The organism is Chryseobacterium paridis (genome assembly GCF_016595215.1).
Classification (GTDB): Bacteria; Bacteroidota; Bacteroidia; order Flavobacteriales; family Weeksellaceae; genus Chryseobacterium; species Chryseobacterium paridis.
This window is the reverse complement of record NZ_JAENHK010000008.1, coordinates 147,633-163,938: the sequence shown is the minus strand read 5'-3', so window position 1 is coordinate 163,938 and position 16,306 is coordinate 147,633. Positions and strand designations below refer to the sequence as shown.

14 protein-coding genes are annotated in these 16,306 nt (G+C 34.1%); 8 read left to right on the top strand and 6 right to left on the bottom strand.

All coding sequences use genetic code 11. From position 1 onward, the window contains the following. Positions 1-14: 14 nt before the first annotated feature. Entirely contained in the window at positions 15-638 is a 624-nt protein-coding gene (locus tag JHL15_RS09270; RefSeq protein WP_234047727.1) for a hypothetical protein, read from the top strand. A 47-nt stretch (positions 639-685) separates the two neighbouring features. On the opposite strand, the gene lpdA is transcribed toward JHL15_RS09270, so the two are convergent. Next, the gene (gene lpdA / locus JHL15_RS09265) at positions 686-2,086 is read right to left on the bottom strand and encodes a dihydrolipoyl dehydrogenase (RefSeq protein WP_200245260.1); all 1,401 of its coding nucleotides are present in this window, start codon (positions 2,084-2,086) and stop codon (positions 686-688) included. A gap of 97 nt (positions 2,087-2,183) precedes the next feature. Here lpdA and JHL15_RS09260 point away from each other — a divergent pair, with 97 nt between their 5' ends. The 4 genes from JHL15_RS09260 (at position 2,184) to JHL15_RS09245 (ending at position 5,317) form a co-directional block, all read left to right on the top strand. Next, positions 2,184-2,588: a winged helix-turn-helix transcriptional regulator gene (locus JHL15_RS09260; RefSeq protein ID WP_200245258.1), complete on the top strand. Its 405-nt coding sequence runs from the start codon at positions 2,184-2,186 to the stop codon at positions 2,586-2,588. A 169-nt stretch (positions 2,589-2,757) separates the two neighbouring features. Further along, positions 2,758-3,921 (top strand): iron-containing alcohol dehydrogenase, encoded by a 1,164-nt coding sequence (locus JHL15_RS09255; RefSeq protein ID WP_200245256.1) that lies wholly within the window; start codon positions 2,758-2,760, stop codon positions 3,919-3,921. 206 nt (positions 3,922-4,127) lie between these two features. Then, positions 4,128-4,589, top strand: coding sequence for a lipocalin-like domain-containing protein (locus JHL15_RS09250; protein WP_200245254.1), 462 nt, complete (start codon positions 4,128-4,130; stop codon positions 4,587-4,589). Between the two features lie 71 nt (positions 4,590-4,660). Next, a complete protein-coding gene (locus tag JHL15_RS09245) occupies positions 4,661-5,317 on the top strand; it encodes a GDSL-type esterase/lipase family protein (RefSeq protein WP_200245253.1) in 657 nt (218 codons plus the stop codon). 44 nt (positions 5,318-5,361) lie between these two features. Here the strand turns inward: JHL15_RS09245 and JHL15_RS09240 are convergent, their stop codons facing one another. From JHL15_RS09240 to JHL15_RS09230, 3 genes are all read right to left on the bottom strand, one after another. Next, positions 5,362-6,714, bottom strand: a complete 1,353-nt coding sequence (locus JHL15_RS09240) for a DEAD/DEAH box helicase (RefSeq protein WP_200245252.1) — start codon at positions 6,712-6,714, stop codon at positions 5,362-5,364. A 254-nt stretch (positions 6,715-6,968) separates the two neighbouring features. Then, on the bottom strand, positions 6,969-7,478 hold the full coding sequence (locus tag JHL15_RS09235) for a hypothetical protein (protein WP_200245251.1): 510 nt from the start codon (positions 7,476-7,478) through the stop codon (positions 6,969-6,971). A 37-nt stretch (positions 7,479-7,515) separates the two neighbouring features. After that, entirely contained in the window at positions 7,516-9,165 is a 1,650-nt protein-coding gene (locus tag JHL15_RS09230; protein ID WP_200245250.1) for an ABC1 kinase family protein, read from the bottom strand. A 141-nt stretch (positions 9,166-9,306) separates the two neighbouring features. Between JHL15_RS09230 and JHL15_RS09225 the strand changes: the two genes are divergently transcribed. From JHL15_RS09225 to JHL15_RS09215, 3 genes are all read left to right on the top strand, one after another. Continuing rightward, on the top strand, positions 9,307-10,860 hold the full coding sequence (locus tag JHL15_RS09225) for a rhomboid family intramembrane serine protease (RefSeq protein ID WP_200245249.1): 1,554 nt from the start codon (positions 9,307-9,309) through the stop codon (positions 10,858-10,860). Between the two features lie 159 nt (positions 10,861-11,019). Beyond that, complete coding sequence (locus JHL15_RS09220; RefSeq protein WP_200245248.1) at positions 11,020-11,181, top strand: bacteriocin-like protein; 162 nt, start codon at positions 11,020-11,022, stop codon at positions 11,179-11,181. 223 nt (positions 11,182-11,404) lie between these two features. After that, positions 11,405-11,560: a hypothetical protein gene (locus tag JHL15_RS09215; RefSeq protein WP_200245246.1), complete on the top strand. Its 156-nt coding sequence runs from the start codon at positions 11,405-11,407 to the stop codon at positions 11,558-11,560. A 158-nt stretch (positions 11,561-11,718) separates the two neighbouring features. On the opposite strand, the gene JHL15_RS09210 is transcribed toward JHL15_RS09215, so the two are convergent. Next, a complete protein-coding gene (locus tag JHL15_RS09210; RefSeq protein WP_200245244.1) occupies positions 11,719-13,227 on the bottom strand; it encodes a carbon-nitrogen hydrolase family protein in 1,509 nt (502 codons plus the stop codon). A 78-nt stretch (positions 13,228-13,305) separates the two neighbouring features. After that, entirely contained in the window at positions 13,306-16,278 is a 2,973-nt protein-coding gene (locus JHL15_RS09205) for a glycoside hydrolase domain-containing protein (RefSeq protein WP_200245242.1), read from the bottom strand. Positions 16,279-16,306: the final 28 nt, after the last annotated feature.

Genomic DNA, 16,306 nt, shown 5'->3' with positions numbered 1-16,306 from the left:
TTTTGTAAATTTGTATGAAAACACTTTCATCTATGAAAATAATCGTTATCCTTTCCCTCTTCGTATCCAATCTGTTTTTTTCTCAGATTGTAGTTCCCAACGATTATAAAAAAATCCCGGATATTTTAGATACGGTTGATTATCTGTATCCCTTCATTAATCCAGGTAAAGAGTATCAATACTGGAGAGTGCTTAGTAATATTAACGATCCTGACAAAGCCGTCATCTATGAAAGTCAGATGCCCGACCCTATGACCATTAACGAACCTTTTCCCGTAAAAGGCTTTTTTCAAAAATGTATCGGTGAAGGATGCTTTTCATACATCTTGGCCTGTAAAGAAGACAGGTCAGTATATTTTTCCAACGAGCAACAGCTTAAAGATTTTATAGGATACGTTGACAATCTTCCTGAAGCACTTCTTATTGCAAGAATTAATGGTTTTTGGATCGACACTAAAAATCGATTTACTGGTTCCTATAAAATAGAAGACAAATACATTTCTCTGTACGGTTTAAAGTCAAAAGACTGTCCTGTGACAAAAGAATCTTTCCTAATTAAAATTAATAGAAAAACCGGAAAACTCGAAGCCAAAAGTAATGGAGTGTATTACAAAAGTGACGAATGTATTAATCAATAAAAAAACTACTCTTTTCAGAGTAGTTTTTTTATTGAGATTGTAAAATATTAAATATTAATTGCCCCCTGCCCGGATGCAATCAAATAAGCCTCCTTCAATGTTTCTGAATAGGTAGGATGAGCATAAGAAATACGAAACATGTCTTCAGCTGTTACTTCAAATTCCTGGGCAATCACTGCCTGAGCAATGAGATCAGCCGCTCGTACTCCGATAATATGCACTCCCAAAACTTCTCCATATTTAGGATCTACCAATACTTTTGCAAAACCCTCCGTATCCATGGAAGCTCTTGCTCTCGCACTCGCTGAAAATGGAAACTTGCCGGCTTTGTATTCAATCTGGTTATTTTTCAGATATTCCTCCGTATAGCCTACAGACGCAACTTCCGGCCATGTATATACCACAGATGGAATACGGTTATAATGAATATGGTGATTCTGCCCATTAATGGTCTCTGCAACCAGAACACCTTCTTCTTCGGCTTTATGAGCTAACATTGCACCACCGATAACGTCACCTATTGCGTAAATATGAGATACCGATGTCTGGGATTTCTCATTGACCTCAATAAAACCACGGTTACTAAGCTTTACGCCAGTTTTATCCAAACCTAAGCCTTCTGTAAATGGTCTTCTTCCCACTGCAACAAGGACATAATCTGCTTCCATTTCATTTTCTTTCCCACTTTGATCCCGGAAAAGTATTTTGGCAGACGATCCCAGATTCTCAGCTTTATACACAGATTGATTAAGATAAATATCAATTCCTTCTTTCTTTAAAATCTTCTGAAGATTTTTACCCAGCTCATGATCCATAGTAGAAATAAGATGATCAGCATATTCAAGAATCGTCACCTTGGTACCAATACGGCTGAAAATAGACGCCATCTCCACTCCTATTACTCCACCTCCGATAATCACCATCGTTTTAGGTTTCTCTTGAAGTGAAAGAGCTTCCGTAGAAGTAATGATCCTTTGTTTATCAATTTCAATTCCTGGTATTGTAGAAGGCTTGGAACCTGTCGCAATAATGTAGTTTGTAGCAACTATCGTCTGACTTCCTTCTTTTCCGGTAATTTTTATGGTAGAATCATCTATAAATTGTGCCACACCTTGTAAATGCGTAATTTTATTTTTAGACATTAAAAATTCAAGCCCAGAAGTATTTTTACCCACAACCTCTGATTTCCTTTTATACATCTGGGAAAAATCAAGATCAATTTCATTAATCCCAATCCCGTGGGTGGCAAATCTATGCTGTGCATCTGCATAATGATGAGTACTATCTAGTAAAGCCTTTGTCGGAATACAGCCCACATTGGTACATGTCCCACCCAATACATCATACTTTTCTACAATTACGGTCTTATAACCTAATTGTGCACTTCTGATTGCTGCTACATATCCTCCAGGACCAGAGCCTATTACGGCAACGTCATAATTTTCCATTGATTTATTAATTTATTTATGATTAAATTTGCTTGCAAAATAAAAGTAAATTTAAATAAAAACTTTCATTTTGCAAGTATTTTTTAATTTAAAAATTATGTCTAAAAAAAGATCTGACTGTCCGATTAGTTCATCCCTTGAAATATGGGGAGATAAATGGTCCCTGCTAATCATTCGTGATCTGATGCTCAAAAAACAATGTACATACGGAGAATTCCTTAAAGCAGATGAAAAAATTGCCACCAATATATTGGCCTCACGCCTTCATCAGCTATTGGAAAATAATGTTATTGCTAAAAAAGATCACCCGGATAGTAAATTAAAAATCCTTTATCACCTTACAGAAAAAGGTATTGATCTGATCCCTATCATTGTTGAAATTAACCTTTGGGGAGACAAATACCTGTCTACTCCTCCTGATAAAAAGAAATTGGTAGAAAATATGAAGAAAAATAAAGAGAAGTTTATAGAAGCGGCTAAAATTTACCTAAGTGAAAAATAATCAATCAATCAATCAATCAATCAATCAATCAATCAATCAATCAATCAATCAATCAATCAATGTCTTCATCAATAGTTTCCATAAAATAAAAGTATTTTAATTTTAAAACTTCGTTAACTCAATTTTCATATTGCAATGCGTAAATTTGAGTTAAAATAAATTTACAATAATGCTCAATTTCGAATTTAAAAATCCAACCAAAATACTTTTTGGAAAAGGTGAAATCGCTAAAATTTCAAAAGAAATTCCTGCTGATGCCAAGATATTAATGATTTATGGAGGCGGAAGCATTAAAAATAATGGTGTTTACGATCAGGTAAAAGAAGCCCTGAAAAATCATGAAGTACATGAATTTGGGGGTATTCCGGCCAATCCGGAATATGAAGTCCTCATTAATGCACTTCAGGTCATCAAAGAAGAGAAGATTACTTTCCTACTGGCTGTAGGTGGTGGTTCAGTTATCGACGGAACTAAATTCCTTTCTGCAGCAGCTAACTATAGTGGTGAGCCATGGGAAATTCTAACGAAACCTGTCCGAACATTTGAAGGAGAAGGTATGCCTTTCGGTAGTATTTTAACACTTCCTGCAACAGGTTCGGAAATGAATTCCGGCTATGTTATTTCCAGAAGGGAAACTAACGAAAAATTATCAACAGGAGGACCTGGCCTTTTCCCCCAATTTTCAGTTTTAGATCCGGAGGTTGTACAATCTATTCCTAAAAGACAAATTGTAAACGGAATTACTGATGCTTACACCCACGTACTGGAACAATATATGACCGCTCCTTCTTCTGCGGATCTTCAGGAAAGAATTGCTGAAAGTATCTTGATCAGTCTTCAGGAAACGGCTCCAAAAGTTCTTGCTGATCATTTTGATTATGATGCTGCCGGAAACTTTATGTGGTGCTGTACAATGGCTCTTAACGGACTCATTCAGAAAGGTGTGATCACTGACTGGGCTGTTCATGCAATGGGTCATGAATTAACAGCTTACTATGGCATCGACCATGCAAGAACCCTTGCTATTATTGCTCCATCGCACTATCGCTATAATTTTGAAACTAAAAAAGGGAAATTAGCACAATATGCTGAAAGAGTTTGGGGAATAACAGAAGGAAGTCTTGAAGAAAAAGCAGAAGCCGGAATAAAAAAAATGGAGGAGTTCTTTCACCGTTTAGATATCCAGACCAAACTTTCAGAATATACAGAAGATTACAAGGGAACTGCTGAAAGAGTAGAAAAGGCTTTTACAGAAAGAAATTGGCTTGGTTTAGGAGAATATAAAAAATTAACTCCACAAGATGCTTATAAGATCGTAGAAATGAGCTACTAATAAGTTTGAGGCAAGAAGTTAGAAAGTGGAAGTTTTTAGAATTCTTTAATCATTTAAATTTTTAAATCTTTAAATTTTAAACGCTTCTAACTTCTAGTCTGCCTTATAAAATGAATTTATTTGTAAACATATGTTTAAAAAACCTTAATTTCATTGCAAATATTTCAAATTTATTTATATTTTAGCATATTCTTAAATTTGTGAAAATGAAAAAACAACTACTTTTATTTGCCATTTCAGCGCTAGCGCTTACTTCTTGTGAAGATGATAATATGCAAGCTTATGAATTAGATATGATGAAAGGAGACTGGAAGACAAGTAAAACAGAAATTATCTCCGGAAAAGACAATAAAACTGTACTTGCCTCTGACACTCCTAGTGGATGTAGTACCAAAAACATTACAACATTCAGAACAGATTATTTTACTTCATATACTTCTTATGCAGGAGTTGGTGCAGATTGTCAGCAAAATGGAAAAAGCGAAGGTACCTTCACATATAATACTGATTCAAAAGATTTAACAATAAAATACAACAACGATACCGAGCTGAAGTATAGAGTCGTTATTTTAAACAATACAGAGCTAAAGCTACAGCAGCTATTTGGAAATATTGATATTAATGGTGATACGGTAGTAGATATTAACTACATCACTTACAAAAGATAAAAACCACACTCCCGAAAAGTTCGGGAGTTTTTTTTGAGATGGGTTTTCAATAACTAAAAATTATTAAAAAAATGAAGAAGATTTTATCAGCATTCTTATTGCTGTCATTTGCCATTTTCTTTTCGCAGGAGAAAAAATCAATGTTCTGGCAGGACATCCAAAATTTCAAAAAATTAGACAGGGAAAACCCACCTCCAAAAGATGCCATTCTCCTAATTGGAAGTTCATCTTTTACCAGATGGACGGACATAGCCAGTTATTTTCCCGATAAAGTACTTATCAACCGTGGATTTGGGGGCTCAAGGTTGACGGATCTTAATGAATTTGCCGATGATTTGCTTGCTCCTTATCAACCAAAACAAATTATTATTTATTGTGGAGACAATGATTTTGCAGATGATCATCAGCTAAAATCTAAAGTGGTAGTGGAACGCTTTACAACATTTTACAAAAAAGTTCGAAAAAGATTTCCTAATATAGAAGTTGATTATATTTCAATAAAATTTTCGCCGAGCAGAGAAATCCTTTGGCAGCAAATGAAAGAAACCAATACAGAAATTGAGGCTTTTATGAAGAAACAAAAAAACTCAAAATATATTGATATTACAAAAGTGATGGAAGATGCCAATGGAAATGTAAGAAGGGATCTTTTTCTGGAAGACATGCTACATCTTACCCCGGAAGGAAATAAAATATGGGCGGATGTTATAAGACCATATATGAAATAAAAAAGACATTAAAAAAGCTTCATCTTAATTGATGAAGCTTTTTTTTATTTCTTTCTTTTCGATTTTGAAATCGCTTTCTGTTGTGCCCTGTTAGCTCCAAATTTCTTTGGTGCTTTTCTTTTAGAAGGTCCACCCCAGTTTTCTTTTTTATTCTTATCTTTTTTCTCATGAAAAGCTCCGCCACCTTCATACAGTTTTACCTGTGCCGGATTTTTCATTACAATCTGTTCTTCTTCAGAAGCGATCTTCTTAGGATTTATTTTCACTCCTTCAGGGAAACCAATGAATTTTAATTCTTTATCCATTAATAACTCAATGTCAAGCATCAAGGTTTCCTCCTTTTTTGTTACGAAAGTAACCGCTTTACCATTTTTATCTGCTCTACCTGTTCTACCAATTCTGTGAATATACTGTTCCGGTACATCAGGAGTTTCAAAATTGATTACGTGCGTAATATCAGAGATATCAAGACCTCTTGCCATTACATCTGTTGTGATCAATCCTCTGATCTCTTCATTCTCGAAACGTTTCATTGCTTTTAATCTGTAGTTCTGAGATTTATTCGAGTGAATAACATCAAACTGTCCAGGGAAAAGCTCATCGATTTTAGTAAACAAAAGATCGGAATTCTTTTTATTATTAGTAAAAATCAATACCTTAGACATATCTGCTTCGCTTTTCAATAAATGCTCAAGCAAATTGATCTTGGTATTGAAGTTTTCAACTTTATAACCAGTCTGTTCTATCTTTTCAAGTGGAGTTCCGGATTTTGCTAATGAAATTTCAATAGGATGAGCGAAATACTGATCCAGCATTTCATCTACAGCTTCTGTCATTGTTGCCGAGAAAAGAATGTTCTGTCTTTTCTCTTTCATCATTTCAAAAATATGTGTCAATTGAGGTCTGAAACCTAAATTAAGCATTTCATCAAACTCATCAATGATCAGTTTCTGAACCTCTTTTAGTGAAATGGCATTATCAATTGCCAAATCCATTACTCTTCCAGGAGTTCCAACTAAAATATCACATCCGTTATCGAACAAAAGTTTCTGAGTATTGATATTCTTTCCTCCATAGATTCCTATAACTCTTGCAGTAAGATTTTCTGTTAATTTCTCAACAATTTCTGTTACCTGAACCACCAATTCTCTTGTAGGAACCAATACCAGAACTGTTGGATTTCCAGTTTTATTATATTTCCAGGTCTTAAGAACTGGTAAAAGATAAGCTAAAGTTTTCCCGGTTCCGGTTTGAGCAATTCCCATAACGTCTCTTCCGGAAAGTATCGGGCTGATGCTCTTTTCCTGAATGGGTGTAGGTTCGAATAATTCTAAATCTGCTAAAACATCAAGAATTTTAACCGGCAGGCCAAAATCTGCAAAAGTGAGTTTTTCCATTTTGCAAAGATAGGTATTAATATGTATAATGTGAAATGTAGAGTTTGATAGGTTGTAGATAATAGGTTATAGGTTGCAGGAATAGGGTTTAGTGAAATTAAGGATTTGTTTCGGGGTTCGGGGTTCGGGATGCGAGGTTTGAAGTGTATATTATTTAATTTTAAATTTTCCACTCTCCATTTTCATCTTTCATCTTTCCATTTTCAACTTTCAACTTTCAACTTCTAATTCTAATTCTAATTCTAATTCTAATTCTAATTCACTTTAACGCTTCGGCTTATTATTTTAATATCATCATCTTTCCACTGACTGGAAGTAATAATCACATGCCCTTTCTTTTTGGGATCTTTTTTAATAGGGAACTTATCTGCTTCCCATTGGGAACAGTGTGTAGAAATTGGTTTCACCAGTGGTTTCCAATCCGTTTTGCTGTATGTATATACATAAAAAGGAGCCCAACAGCTTGTACACCACAAGGTATACGCCCCTACTTCATCTTTTCCATCACCATTTAGATCTCCCAGATTATACAATTCAACACCATTTGCTTTTGAAATAGTAAATGATTTTATCTTTTTATCACTAAAATAAATTGTTGTTTCACATGCTCCATCACACTCTTCAGTACAATCATTTATTTTAATATAGGCATATTCTTTTGAGCCATTTCCGTCATAATCACCCAATATACCTTTGTTCTCTGTTTCCTGAGCGGTTAAAAAAGAACTGCATAATGCTATAGCAGCTAAGGTTAATAATTTCATCTGGTTATTTTTTTAATCAATTTCTAAACTTCCGAACTTACTTTCTGGTTATTCTAAGCAAAAGTACTATTATTAATATAATTGAAAAGATAAAACCTAAAACAGCAATTAGAGACATTTCTCCAATTCTCGGTGGGGCTTCGGATACAAAAACGATCGCTGTAGCTATCATATTAGCTCCAAGGATAAGCGCTATAATCATGTTAACAGCGCTTGATTTAATGATCTGGTTTGTCTTATCAATATTTTTGATTTCACTGGAAATGGTAAATTTATTTTCATCCAGTTTCTGTAAAACAGATCGAAGTTCTTTAGGAATTTCATCAACATTATCTGTGAAATTCATCATTTTATCCATCCCCGTTTTTAAAATATTCTTCGGACTGATTTTCTTGGCAAATATTTTTTTTGTGTAAGGGCTAAGACTTTTTACAATATCTAAATCAGGATTAATAGTTCTTCCTACTCCTTCTATCAGGCTAATTCCTTTAAACAAAAGATAAAAATAATCAGGCATATGCAGTCGATTATCCTTAAGAATATCTTTCATTTTATTGATCATCACCTGAACATTGATCTCCTGTAACGAAGAACTATGGACAAAGTTCAGAATGTCATTGACATCATTTTCAAATCGTCTTTCGTCGGGGATCTCATAGCTAATAGCCATTTTCTTAAGATATCGGACTATTTTGTGAGAATTCTTGGCTACGAAACTAACAATCAAGTTTTCAAGAATTTCTTTATCGTTAGGTTGGATTTGTCCTACTGCTCCAAAATCGATAAAAACTACTTTTCCGTCTTTTTTCACTAATATGTTTCCTGCATGTGGATCAGCATGGAAAAAACCATAATCTAAGATCTGTGACACAAATAACCTCAATCCCACCTCTGAAATTTTTACAGGATCAATAGCACTGGCTAACAGCTGGGCTTTATCAATCACCTTTATCCCATCTATAAACTCCATACAAAGAACATTATTGTTGGAGAACTCTTCATAGACTTTTGGAACATAGGTTTCTTTATTGTTTTTAAAGTTCCTTGCAAATTGTAAAATATTATCCTTCTCATTGATCAATGAAACTTCTTCCAACAAAGATTTTTCAAATGTGGAGATGGCCTGTTTCAAATTAAGTTTTTCTCCTATTTCAGAATAAGAAGAAACCAGTTTTTCAAGATCTTTTATTAAGAGTAAGTCATCCTCTATAACTGTTTGTACATCTGCTTTTTTTATTTTTAGAATCACTTCGGTTCCATTAAGCAAAGTGGCTTTGTACACCTGAGCAATTGAAGCAGTAGCCAAAGGCTGGGCCTGAATTTCCTGAAAATGATCTTTAATGGAAATATTGAATTCATTTTCCAGAATTTCGTTCACATTCATATCTACGGTGTCTACTTTGTCCTGTAGCTTCTGTAACTCCTGGATCAATTCTGGGGGAAGTAGGTCTTCCCTGTTACTGAATGTTTGTCCCAACTTCACAAAGGTAGGTCCCAATTCTTCCAGAACCAATCTGATTCGTTCGTAAACGGTACCTTTTGATATAATTTCATCTGTATTGGTAGAATCCAGCTCTTGTTTATTTCCTCCATTCATTCTTGCCAGCATATCCTTAAATCCATATTTACTTAATACAGAAATCAGCCTCGCAGATCTTTTCAGTTTTCTTTGTTGTTTATCAAACATGTTGTAAAAATAAGTAGTCGCAAGGTAACTCCAAAAATTATTCCTATTAGAATATTATTTAGAATTATGTGAAGTATATCCGTCTGTATTTAGAAAATATTAAATTTGCCGGAAAATAAACAAGAGGTCAAATCATTAATCATGCAAAGAATTTTAAAAAAGATACGATTAATATATATCCCATTTTTAATTATAGCAATTTCATTCATTATCCTTTATACTTTTCTAAATTGGTTATTATTGATAAAGTACGAAATGTTTTCAATTAAAGATAGTATCATAAACTTTTGGCTCCCTTTTGGGCTTCCCTGGATTCCTGTTCTTATTTGGCTTAGACCTAGAATTAATCTTTTACAATTAAATGGGGGAAATGGAAATGGTTCTTTTTTATTCCAATTCGCTGCAGCTGCAGCAATCGCAATTCCAACTATTATTGCTCAAAATTATGTTGAAAAAGCATCAGGATCATTAACGCAGCTTACTGCTATAAGCCAAATTAACAAAGTACAGAAGACAAAGTATTATCAATTAAAAAATATCTATATAAATAAAAAAAGCCTTGGAGTACATCCTCATTTTGAAGTTGGAGGAAAATATAATGAACACTTTAAAATGAATCTATATGTGGCATTACCTTTATTTGATGATAAATCAGAAACAAATAATACCGATTGTTCAGCTTGGTTAGGGGTTAATTATTCTAAAACAATAAGTAATAAACTTAGTGAAGAGGAAAAAGAAAAAAAGTTCCAAGATTTCACAAATGAAAGTCAAAAAGACTTCGATAATAAAAATATAAATGAATTTATTTACTTAGAAAGAATTGCTAATTCTGATGCTGCCGAAGGATTTAAAGAAGCCATTAAAGAAAATCCTAAATACAACTCAATTGATGCTCCTGTTTTGGTTGCCATAAATGAACCTTTCCAAAATCGAACTGGAAATAGTTTTGCCTGGATATTTATATCATTTGGTATTGCCTCAATTGTCTGGCTAACTATGATTCTCTTAGCAAAATTTGATCCTGGTAAATTATTGTATTTTGAAACGGATAAAAAAATTCCTGATGCAGATTTAAATGATTTATTAGAATTATTAAAACCACAAGCAAGTCATCTTATTACACAAATCCTTATTTTTAGTAATATCTTAATTTTCATTATTATGATATTTTGTGGACTGGGGTTTATTTCTTTTAATGGTCAAGATCTATTGAAGTGGGGTGCTAACTTTCGTCCTTTGACCATAAATGGCGAATGGTGGAGGCTCTTAACTAATACTTTTTTACATGGTGGATTAATGCATATTATTTCAAATATGTTTGGACTTATTATTGTTGGAATTTTCCTTGAACCATTACTTGGCAGAACAAAATATTTATTAATTTATTTACTAACTGGGATATTAGCTAGTTGCGCTAGCATTTGGTGGTATAAAGCTACAGTAAGTATTGGTGCATCAGGTGCTATATTTGGACTTTATGGGGTTTTCCTTGCATTTCTGCTAACGAAAGTATTTCCATCAGATTTTAGTAAAGCTTTTCTATTAAGCACATTAATTTACATTGGTTATAATTTATTAATGGGATTAACCGGAGGTATTGATAATGCAGCTCACATAGGAGGCTTATTAAGTGGATTTATCATTGGACTTATAATTAGTCCTAATTTAAAAAAAAAGATCAAGATCCCATAAAGTAAAGAGGATGTTTTGTTTATTACTACTTTTGAATTAAATAATAACAAACTTATTATTTGAATTAAAATTTTCACATCCTTTAGGACACTTGATTAAACAGTTTTTTTTATCTTTATCAAGTACAAAAATTATTACTAACCTGTAAAATATTACAAAATGAAAAATTTACCTATCAAGAAATTGTCAAGAGAAGAATTAAGAACTGTTTCAGGAGCTGGAGTTATTGTTGGCTGTTCAAACCAATGCTGCCCTACAGATGGAAGACCAAGATGTCCTAGATTGATTTGCCCAGCTGTGGTTTGCCCGCAGTTAAGCTAAAAAATATATCTTAAGTTATAGAGAGCAGAATTATAATCTGCTCTTTTTTTGTTTTGATGATAGAGAAAGTGTAAAAGTGATGTTTATATTACAGGGATAAAAAACAATTTGTTTCGTCAGTGTAAGGGGTTGAATAGGAAAGATTTAATTATTCTATTTATTTGGAGTATTTCTTTATCTTTATCTGGTACAGAATATTAATACTAACCTAAAAAATTACAAAATGAAAAATTTACCAAGTAAAAAACTTTCAAGAGAGCAATTAAAAAATGTGTCAGGAAGTGGTATCAAGCTTGATTGTACATATCAATGCTGCCCTGAAGATGGAAGACCATTATGTCCGGGATATGTTTGTCCAGATGTAATTTGTCCACAATAAGCATGATATTTTATATAATTATTAATTTCAGAACAGGTATTGCCTGTTCTTTTTATTTCGTCCCATTTTGAAACTAGAAATTTTCAAAAGTAAGTAAGAAAAAATACCTAAAAGATCTAAAAGCAGAATCCCACTTTTTATAAGTGGGATTCATTTTTTTATTTTAAATAGGTCTCATAAAGATCATTTCGTCTGTCTTTAAGAATCTGAACAGAACCGTTATAATGCAGATCTTTTAAAAGATTTAAATCCACATCCACAATTAAAGTCATCTCTGTATTCGGAGTGGCTTCTCCTTTTATAGCATTGGAGGGGAAAGCAAAATCTGAAGGGGTAAATACCGCAGCCTGTCCAAACTGAATATCCATATTATTTACTCCCGGTAAATTTCCTACACAACCTGCTATGGCTACATAACACTCATTTTCTATTGCTCTGGCTGCAGCACAATGACGAACTCTCATATATGCATTTTGAGTATCGGTCAGATAAGGTACAAACAGAATTTTCATCCCTTGATCCGCCAGAATTCTTGGAAGTTCAGGAAACTCCACATCATAACAGATAACCAACCCGATTTTCCCACAATCGGTATCGAATACTTTAATCTCATTGCCCCCCTTCATCCCATAGTACTTTCTTTCATTGGGAGTGATATGTATTTTACGGTATTCATCAATACGTCCATCACGATGCATCAGATAACTTACATTATAGAGATCATTATTATCGGAGTCAAAAACGGGCATACTTCCGGAAATAATATTAACATTATAACTGATAGCCAGTTCGGAAATCTTCGCTTTTATCTGCTCCGTAAGCTTAGCTAGTTCAATCATACTATCTCTTTCTGATAGCTTATTAAATGGAGCTAATAAAGGTGTATTGAAAAGTTCAGGAAAAAGAACAAAATCTGATTTATAATCCCCCATTACATTCACAAAGAATTCAACCTGCTCATAAAAGGCATCAATATTCTTAAAATGCCTCATCTGCCATTGCACAAGACCTAATCTGATGATACTATCCTGCATCGTATTAGGCTTTTTACTATAGTAGATATTATTCCACTGTAGTAAAACAGCATTCTCTTTTGAAGATTCATCTTCGGGAAGGTATTTTTTTAAAACCCTGATCGGTAAGAAATTATTGGAAAGCTGAAAAGACAGAACAGGATCATAAATTTCTTTATCCCTTACCCTTCTGATATACTCTCTGGTGGATAGTTCATCACTATATTTGTGATAATTAGGGATTCTTCCTCCCAACACTATGGATTTCAGATTCAATTGTTCACACAATTCTTTTCTCGCATCATATAACCTTCTTCCTAATCTCAATTCCCGGTATTCCGGGTCTACAAAAACTTCTATTCCATACAACACGTTTCCTGTTGAAGAATGGGTATTAAAGGTATAATTTCCCGTAATGTCACTATACGTATGATCATCTCCAAATTCATCATAATTCACAATAATGGAAAGAGCTACTGCCGCTAGTTTACCATCTACAGTAATACAGATTTGTCCTTTAGGAAATATTTTGGTTAATTTTTCGATGCTTTTTTTTGACCAGACATACTCAGACATTTGAGGATAAGCCCGCCTCATGGTTTCCACCAATCCATCATAATCCTGAACTTGTAAGGTCCTTGTATCTACTTGCATTTGATATAAATTTTATTAAATTTAGGTAAAATAAATTGATTTATAGCCGGAATTCCCCTGTTCTTTGAGGGTTTTATCTTATTGAATAATTAACAAGCAGCCTTTATTCTTCGCTATGCTTATCTCATCATTAATATTAAATACTTTTGCTTCCTGAAAATCTTTGATGGCTGGAGCATTGATTTTCAGCCTCTTTGGATCAAGGTTTAATTTTTTCCAATCCACTTTTAAATGCACCTTCGTATCTTCCGGAGCCCAACTGGCCAAAGAGATCATGATTTTCTTACCTTGTTGGTAAACTGTAGCAAGAACTGCAGGATTATCAGTTTTCACAGGATTGTCATTGACCCAATACCCAATCATTCGGGAGCCTTTGATACCAAAATCATCCCAGGCTTTCCACAGATGAGTTGGATTACTTTTTTCGGACCAACCTAAACGGCTTGTCATACCATACAACATTCCTCTCCAAGGGTTACCATCATCCTGTAGCATTTCTCCCATTAATCCAAACGGAATACCGCTCACTTCGGTTAATAAAAATTCAGGACTGTTATTGTTATAGTCGAAATATTCCCCGAACCATAAGCGGTTGATATAAGGAAAATGTTCAAGATAGAGATTAGCACTATTGTTAAAACCATCTTTATCATTGTATTGATTGGCAGAATGCAGATCGATAATACCAGGATGTCCATTCTGAGTCATTACTCGTTTTATCCTTTTCATCGTTACCCTGTCGAAGGCTACATCATCAAGGTAAATCCCATCGATCCCTAAATTATTGACCAACCAGTTCATCCCTTCCACATAATAATTATGCCAACGGTTCATCCCACTATTGATGATGGCAGCATCTTTGAATTCCGGTACATACCAGGCTGCTATATAATTGTCATGCAAATGTTCCTGTAGCCATGAATAACCTCCTCCCTTTCCTGTAGAAAAAACTTCCTGACCTAAACTTTTCACCGGATACAGCTCATACATTCTGTTCGAGACTTCACGAATGGTGTTGTAAATTTTCACCTTTAGTCCTTTTTCATGAGCTTTAGTAATATACTCTTTCATTTCTTTAGTCGCAACGAAAGGATAGTTGATATAAGGATTAATTTCATTACCATGATGAATATTGATCACATTCGCACCACTAGCTTTGATGGTTTCAACAGGTTTATAGGCGTGATAGAAACGATTATTCCACTGATCTTCTGTATTGATCGGATGAAATGGTGTAATCAAAAGATGAAAGTTGTAATAAAGTTCATCCCCTTTTTTCATACTTCGGGCACCACTAAAGTTATTTACTACGACTTTGTTGCCCATTTCATTGATATTGATTCCACCCTTGTTATCATTCCCCCAGGAAGAAGGAAGAATTAAAGGTTTTTGTAAATAAAAATTGGTATTAAGAGGTCTTGAGTAATTTTGATCGCGTAAAGAAAATTGTATCCCTGCATTTACATTTCCTATCCATGCACCATCTTGATTTTTCTTGGCTACATCCCATTTCCAGTCAAGACTTCCAGGCCTGTATCCTCCTTTTTGCCCCAGCCCTATCATATATATTGCCTTATCTTTTGCAAAAGGAATCTGCATTGCAATGTCCTGAAGTTGAATATCATTCAATGCTGTGATTTTCACTGTATACTCCATAAATCCATCGAATTCAATGGAACCTTCCACCTGCATTTTCAAATTCTCAGAAGTATTTATACTGCTCCAGGATACTTTACCTTCTTCTTTTCCTGTAAACTGAATTCCTGAACTCTTCCAGTTTTCCGTCTTCGATCCGGGGCCTTTCGCTATAAAATGTATAGGTTCATTCAAAATTGAATTCGCTTTATTTCCAATGGAGGTCATTTCTGGAGTAAAGAAAGTCAGAATCTGTTTTGGAAATCCTGATGCATCCAATATTACTTTTCTTCCAAGCAATGAAACCTCTTGTCCTTTAAGTTGTAAAGGAGTGTAAGGCTTTATTACGGTATTAGCTTGTGCCAGAGTTGAATTAAGCCATGGCAAACGAGTCATTTTCCATGGCTCATCAAACCCTTTATTAATAGATTTCGCTTCATTAATTGTTAATATAATTTTTACTGTTTGAGCAGCCGCATTCTCAGGTTTAATAGTAAGTGTTCCATCGTAGGTTCCTGGAGAAGCATTTTCAGGAATATCAAAACCACACCAAAAAGCTTGTAGATCATCTTTTTTTACATCTACATTGAATTGAAGCTTTTCTCCTTTATAATCAGTTCCGTCAGTATTAATACAATTGAAGTACCTGGATTCTATTGTTCCCCCTGAAGTACTTTTTAAAGGAGAAGCTGTAATCTTGACTTTTTTAAGGTCCAATTTTACAGGGAGTACCCCCAATTGAAAAGCATAAAATACTCCCCTATCCGTTTTGCCCTCTAGTATTGATGAGTTCTTTTTATCGTCTGTCCAATGCTGAGGGATTCTATTCATTTTAATAGGTCTTTCCCTAACTTCTGGAAAAACAAAATAAGAATCATCCTGATGCTTCTTCTTATACTGATCAATCTCTTTTTGCGTAGCAATTACTTCCATTGGATCATTACTGTTGAATGCATCTACTGATTCTATTCTTACAATACTTGCCAACGATGCTCCAGTGTCTTTAGCTAACGTTTTATCCGTTCTCTTCAAATAAGTGGCCGTAGGATAATTAGTTCTCTTATCCAGCTGATAAGGAAGAAAATAAACATAATAAATTCCTTTTCCCGACATAGGAGTAAACATGAATGAACCTTCTTCTTCATTCACATTAAAATAAGCATCCGGCTCATACTGTTTTTGAGTAAGGCTATCGACAATGATCACCTTTTGATCCGAATTTACTTTTATATTTCTCCATGGAATAACAGCTTTAGCTTGTTTTGACGATGCATTCCATCGCAATACGGCCCGCTGGTTTCCCAATTCATCAGCATTCCATTTTGGAGTTTGAGGGGGATAGATATGTTGTGCGTAAATTAGGTTGGGAACTAGACCTCCTATCAGGATAAGTGGAAATATTTTTTTTAAAAGCATATTAAATTTTGAATAAAAATGGAAAAAT

Bases quoted from the DNA above. Each gene is read 5' to 3' on its own strand.
- lpdA (WP_200245260.1), bottom strand. From the start codon at position 2,086: ATGGAAAATTATGACGTTGCCGTAATAGGCTCTGGTCCTGGAGGATAT.
- JHL15_RS09245 (WP_200245253.1), top strand. From the start codon at position 4,661: ATGAAGAAGATTTTATCAGCATTCTTATTGCTGTCATTTGCCATTTTC.
- JHL15_RS09270 (WP_234047727.1), top strand. From the start codon at position 15: ATGAAAACACTTTCATCTATGAAAATAATCGTTATCCTTTCCCTCTTC.
- JHL15_RS09240 (WP_200245252.1), bottom strand. From the start codon at position 6,714: ATGGAAAAACTCACTTTTGCAGATTTTGGCCTGCCGGTTAAAATTCTT.
- JHL15_RS09215 (WP_200245246.1), top strand. From the start codon at position 11,405: ATGAAAAATTTACCAAGTAAAAAACTTTCAAGAGAGCAATTAAAAAAT.
- JHL15_RS09225 (WP_200245249.1), top strand. From the start codon at position 9,307: ATGCAAAGAATTTTAAAAAAGATACGATTAATATATATCCCATTTTTA.
- JHL15_RS09210 (WP_200245244.1), bottom strand. From the start codon at position 13,227: ATGCAAGTAGATACAAGGACCTTACAAGTTCAGGATTATGATGGATTG.
- JHL15_RS09255 (WP_200245256.1), top strand. From the start codon at position 2,758: ATGCTCAATTTCGAATTTAAAAATCCAACCAAAATACTTTTTGGAAAA.
- JHL15_RS09260 (WP_200245258.1), top strand. From the start codon at position 2,184: ATGTCTAAAAAAAGATCTGACTGTCCGATTAGTTCATCCCTTGAAATA.
- JHL15_RS09250 (WP_200245254.1), top strand. From the start codon at position 4,128: ATGAAAAAACAACTACTTTTATTTGCCATTTCAGCGCTAGCGCTTACT.
- JHL15_RS09235 (WP_200245251.1), bottom strand. From the start codon at position 7,478: ATGAAATTATTAACCTTAGCTGCTATAGCATTATGCAGTTCTTTTTTA.
- JHL15_RS09230 (WP_200245250.1), bottom strand. From the start codon at position 9,165: ATGTTTGATAAACAACAAAGAAAACTGAAAAGATCTGCGAGGCTGATT.
- JHL15_RS09205 (WP_200245242.1), bottom strand. From the start codon at position 16,278: ATGCTTTTAAAAAAAATATTTCCACTTATCCTGATAGGAGGTCTAGTT.
- JHL15_RS09220 (WP_200245248.1), top strand. From the start codon at position 11,020: ATGAAAAATTTACCTATCAAGAAATTGTCAAGAGAAGAATTAAGAACT.